Genomic DNA, 4,433 nt, shown 5'->3' on the forward strand with positions numbered 1-4,433 from the left:
GGGTCACCAGCCACCGGGCCGCCTCGGCGGGCGAGAGGCGCACCTCGTCCAGGGCGGTCAGAACTTGAACGCTCAGCTGGTGCGAATCCCGACACGCTGGGCCGCCGCGCTGCTGCGCCGTGCCATCGAGAGTGCCTTGCTGCTGGCCGCCGCCGATCCGACCGCGCCACCGCTGACCCGCGCACTGCTGCTCGACGGCCGGCCCACACCGGGCCCGGAGCCCGTTTCTCGCGGTCAGGGGGCCTTGTAGGGTACGAGCCATGCCAGAGATCCTCGACCAGGCCCGGACCCAGGTGCTGGAAAACGGCGTCGGCCTCGACGAGGCCGGTGTCCTCGCCGTGCTGAACCTGCCCGACGAGCACCTGCCCGCCGCCCTCCAGCTCGCCCATGAGGTGCGGATGCGCTGGTGCGGCCCGGAGGTCGAGGTCGAGGGCATCGTCTCGCTGAAGACCGGCGGCTGCCCGGAGGACTGCCACTTCTGTTCGCAGTCCGGCCTGTTCACCTCGCCGGTACGGTCGGTCTGGCTGGACATCCCCTCGCTGGTCAAGGCGGCCAAGCAGACCGCCGAGACCGGGGCGACCGAGTTCTGCATCGTGGCCGCCGTGCGCGGCCCGGACGCCCGGCTGATGAAGCAGATGCGCGAGGGCGTCGCCGCGATCAAGGCGGAGGTCGACATCCAGGTCGCCGCCTCGCTGGGCATGCTCACCCAGGAGCAGGTCGACGAACTGGTCGAGATGGGCGTGCACCGCTACAACCACAACCTGGAGACCTGCCGGTCGTACTTCCCGAACGTGGTCACCACGCACTCCTGGGAGGAGCGCTGGGAGACCCTGCGGATGGTCCGCGAATCCGGCATGGAGGTCTGCTGCGGCGGCATCCTCGGCCTCGGCGAGACGGTGGAGCAGCGGGCCGAGTTCGCCGCCCAGTTGGCCGAGCTGGACCCGCACGAGGTGCCGCTGAACTTCCTCAACCCCCGCCCCGGCACACCGCTGGGTGACCGCCCGGTGGTCGAGGGCAAGGACGCGCTGCGGGCCATCGCCGCGTTCCGGCTGGCCATGCCGCGCACCATCCTGCGGTACGCGGGTGGCCGGGAGATCACCCTGGGCGACCTGGGCACCCGCGACGGGCTGCTCGGCGGCATCAATGCGGTGATCGTCGGTAACTACCTGACCACCCTCGGCCGGCCGGCGACCGACGACCTGAAGCTGCTCGACGACCTGAAGATGCCGGTCAAGGCGCTGTCGGCGACGCTGTGATGCCGGCCGGCGAGCGCGCGGCGGACGCCGTTGACAGCCGGCCCGGGCGCGGGCAGACCGCGTCGACGGGCGGGTCGGCTGCGGGCGGGTCGGCTGCGGGCGGGTCGGCTGCGGTAGCCGGGTCGGCGACGGTCGGGCCGTGGTGCGAGCGGTGCGGCGAGGCGGCGGCGACCGGCACGCACGAAGATTGCGCCGCAGCGCGGGCGCTGGAGCCGCCCCGGTACTGCGCCCACTGCCGGCGCCGGATGAAGGTGCAGGTGCTACCGGTCGGCTGGTCGGCGGTCTGCGTCGAGCACGGCGAGCTGCGGGGCTGAGAGCGATGCTGCGAGGCGAAACGGTGACCCTCCGGCCGGCGACGGCCGCGGACGTACCGTCCCTCGCGGCGATCCGCGCCGAACCGGAGGTACGCCGCTGGTGGCGCGGCGGCGACGACCTGGCCGCCGCCGTCGCGGCCGACCTCGCCGACCAGGATCTGACGGTGTACGCCGTCGAGCACCGCGGCCGGGTGGTCGGCGCGATCCAGTGGTACGCCGAGGACGACCCGGACTACCGGCACGCCAGCATCGACATCTTCCTCGACCCGTCGGTACGCGGCGCCGGGCTCGGCGGGGACGCCATCCGTACCCTCGTCCGGCATTTGATCGACGCCCACGGGCACCACCGCTTCACCATCGACCCGGCCGCGGCGAACACCGCCGCGATCCGGGCGTACGCGAAGGTCGGCTTCCGGCCGGTCGGCGTGCTGCGCCGCTACGAGCGCGGCGAGGACGGACGCTGGCACGACGGCCTGCTGATGGATCTCCTCGCCGACGAACTGGCCGGCTGACCCGCCGCCGGTCAGGCAGGCCACGGGGGGTCAGTCATCGGTGGGGTGGAGCGGATCATCCGCAGCCAGCGACGGTGCCGCCGCCACAGGAGCAGCACGCCCACGACGACCGCGACCAGCAGGGCCGGCGGCACCGCCACCAGCAGGATGAGCGGCCGGGCCGGGAAGGGGCGCGGCTCGGTCGCCGGGGCACCGAACGCGCCGGCCTCCAGCAGGTCCCGGGCCACGTCCAGGGACCACACCTCGTCCGGCGGGTCGACCAGGACCTCGGTGGTTCCGTCCGGGCGCAGCGCGATCAGTTGCACGCGCCCGCTCTCCCAGTAGCCGGTGTCGTTCCATCCGGCGCCTTCGATCATGCCGCCGCCGGCCTCGTACCGCACGGCCACCAGATCGGTGCCGAGCCGCCAGCCCAGCGCGCGCAGCGCCTGCCCCTGCACCGGGGCCAGGGTGGGTCCGGTGACGTCCTGGCCGGTCGCCGCGTCCAGCCAGGTCACCGTCCAGGTGCGCGCCGCCAGGGCGGCGGTGTCGCAGTCGAGCAGGCAGCCCTCCAGATCGGTGACGGCGATCCGGGAACCGTCCGCGGTGAAGGCCCCGTGGCCGGCAAGCTTGCGTCGCGGCCCGAGGTCACGGGACCACAGCGTCCGGCCGTCGCGGTCGAGCAGGCTCAGTCGGTTTCCGACGGTCGCGGCGATCCGCATCCCGTCCGGCGAGAACGCGGCCAGCGAGGCGGTACGCAGACTCTCCCAGTCGCCGAGCCCGTCCAGCAGCACGCGGGTGGTGCCGGTGCCGAGGTCCACCAGGGTCAATCGGGACAGGGTGACCGGCTGCCCATAGACGCTCGACCCGGATTCCCAGATCCGACGGTACCTGTCGTCGAGTGATTCGACGGTGCTGTCCAACACCACCAACGTGCCCCCGTCCCGGGACCAGGCGATCGGCGAGGCGCAGCAGTCGCTGTCCGGCGGCCCGGAATAGGCGCGGTCGCTGGCGTCGGTCAGGTCGGTGACGGTCAGCCAGTCGTCGCCGGGGTTGTGCGCGACGTAGCGGCCGTCCGGGGAGAGTTGGACCCCCTCTCCCGCCGTACTCTCGTGGCCGCCGTAGAGCAGCATCCGGTAGTCGCCGCCCCGGCCGACCACGGCGATCTTGCCCTCGTGGTCCACGAAGTCAATTCCCCGAAGCCCGAACCCACCGCCACCGAATAGCACCGACGCCGGTCCGGGCGGATCCTGCTCGACGGTCGCCTGCCACATCCAGGGCAGGCTGATCCGCGCCGGCACGCCCTCGCCGGCCGCAGCCGGCATCGTTCCGGCCCCCGATCCCCGAAGCACTGCGAACAGGCCGAGCACACCGACCAGGACGGCCACCACAGCCACGACGCCGGTACGCCGCGCCGCGCGTCGCCGCTGACGCCGGCCGACCAGCCACGGGTCGCTCGCCAGCCGTGCCGCCGGCATTCGCTCACCGAGGTCACGAAGCGCGTAACGCACTTCCTCGTTCATCGTCCCTCCCCTGCGGCGGCGCCGATGCCCACCAGTTCGGCCAGCTCGGGAGCGTGGGTGCGCAGCCGGGCCAGCGCGTCGCGGGTCTGGCTCTTCACGGTGGACACCGAGCAATTGAGCGCGGCGGCGGCTTCGACTTCGGTGAGATCCTCGAAGAACCGCAGCACGAGCACCGCCCGTTGGCGCGGGGCTAGCCGGGCCAACGCCGCCCGGACGACCAGTGCACGGGCGACCCCGGCGGTGCCGTCCGGCATCGTCTGCTCCGGCGGATCCGCGTGAAGGTCAACACCCCGCCAGCGGCGTCGCCACAGCGAGACGTGCTGGCTGTACATCGTCCGCCGCACGTACGGTTCCGGGTCGCCGGCCGCGCAGACCCGCTCCCAGTGCCGGGCGACGCGCACCAGTGTCAGCTGCACCAGGTCCTCGGCCTGGTGCCGGTCCCCGGTCAGCAGCCATGCCGCCCGGGACAGTGCCGCGATCCGCCCGGCGACGTACGCCCGGAACGACTCTTCACCGTCCACGCCCACCTCCCGACCACCAACACGCCCGTCCCGCGTCTTTCGGGTGGGGAACGATCACGGTAATCGGAGCGGGCAGGTGTACGGCCGGTGCGGACGGACGCTGGCCTACGGGCCTGCGGATGGTTCTCCTCGCCGACGCCGGCTGGTCCGGCAGACCGCGATGCGGGCGCGGCGGGCACCTCCGGTTGGCGACCGGACGACTAGATCTTGGACAGTTTCCGTTCCGCGAAAACGGTAACTGTCCAAGTCAGCCGGTCTTTTGGGGACGCCGCGCAGGCGTGAAAATGGTGGGTAGGTCGCCCGCCGACGTCGTGAGATCTTGGCCTGTTTG

The 4,433-nt window shown here is 72.6% G+C and carries 6 protein-coding genes; 4 read left to right on the plus strand and 2 right to left on the minus strand.

Features of this window, described 5'->3' with window-relative positions; all coding sequences use genetic code 11:
• The 4 genes from AB0M52_RS31170 to AB0M52_RS31185 form a co-directional block, all read left to right on the plus strand.
• Nucleotides 1-250: hypothetical protein (locus AB0M52_RS31170; protein WP_363961127.1), on the plus strand; the 250-nt coding region annotated here is incomplete at its 5' end.
• A 10-nt stretch (nt 251-260) separates the two neighbouring features.
• Nucleotides 261-1,256, plus strand: a complete 996-nt coding sequence (bioB, locus tag AB0M52_RS31175) for a biotin synthase BioB (RefSeq protein ID WP_111212612.1) — start codon at nt 261-263, stop codon at nt 1,254-1,256.
• Nucleotides 1,256-1,570: a hypothetical protein gene (locus tag AB0M52_RS31180; RefSeq protein WP_363961129.1), complete on the plus strand. Its 315-nt coding sequence runs from the start codon at nt 1,256-1,258 to the stop codon at nt 1,568-1,570. Before bioB ends, AB0M52_RS31180 begins: the two co-directional genes overlap by 1 nt.
• A gap of 5 nt (nt 1,571-1,575) precedes the next feature.
• Nucleotides 1,576-2,082 (plus strand): GNAT family protein, encoded by a 507-nt coding sequence (locus tag AB0M52_RS31185; protein WP_363961131.1) that lies wholly within the window; start codon nt 1,576-1,578, stop codon nt 2,080-2,082.
• Nucleotides 2,083-2,093: 11 nt separating this feature from the next.
• Here the strand turns inward: AB0M52_RS31185 and AB0M52_RS31190 are convergent, their stop codons facing one another.
• Both AB0M52_RS31190 and AB0M52_RS31195 read right to left on the minus strand, forming a co-directional pair.
• On the minus strand, nt 2,094-3,581 hold the full coding sequence (locus tag AB0M52_RS31190; RefSeq protein WP_363961133.1) for a hypothetical protein: 1,488 nt from the start codon (nt 3,579-3,581) through the stop codon (nt 2,094-2,096).
• Nucleotides 3,578-4,102, minus strand: coding sequence for a SigE family RNA polymerase sigma factor (locus AB0M52_RS31195; RefSeq protein ID WP_363961135.1), 525 nt, complete (start codon nt 4,100-4,102; stop codon nt 3,578-3,580). Before AB0M52_RS31195 ends, AB0M52_RS31190 begins: the two co-directional genes overlap by 4 nt.
• Nucleotides 4,103-4,433 lie beyond the last annotated feature (331 nt).

Source organism: Micromonospora sp. NPDC051296 (genome assembly GCF_040682255.1).
Classification (GTDB): Bacteria; Actinomycetota; Actinomycetes; order Mycobacteriales; family Micromonosporaceae; genus Micromonospora; species Micromonospora craterilacus.

Excerpts from the sequence above, each read along its gene's own strand:
- AB0M52_RS31185 (WP_363961131.1), top strand. The coding sequence starts at position 1,576 with ATGCTGCGAGGCGAAACGGTGACCCTCCGGCCGGCGACGGCCGCGGAC.
- bioB (WP_111212612.1), top strand. The coding sequence starts at position 261 with ATGCCAGAGATCCTCGACCAGGCCCGGACCCAGGTGCTGGAAAACGGC.
- AB0M52_RS31190 (WP_363961133.1), bottom strand. The coding sequence starts at position 3,581 with ATGAACGAGGAAGTGCGTTACGCGCTTCGTGACCTCGGTGAGCGAATG.
- AB0M52_RS31180 (WP_363961129.1), top strand. The coding sequence starts at position 1,256 with ATGCCGGCCGGCGAGCGCGCGGCGGACGCCGTTGACAGCCGGCCCGGG.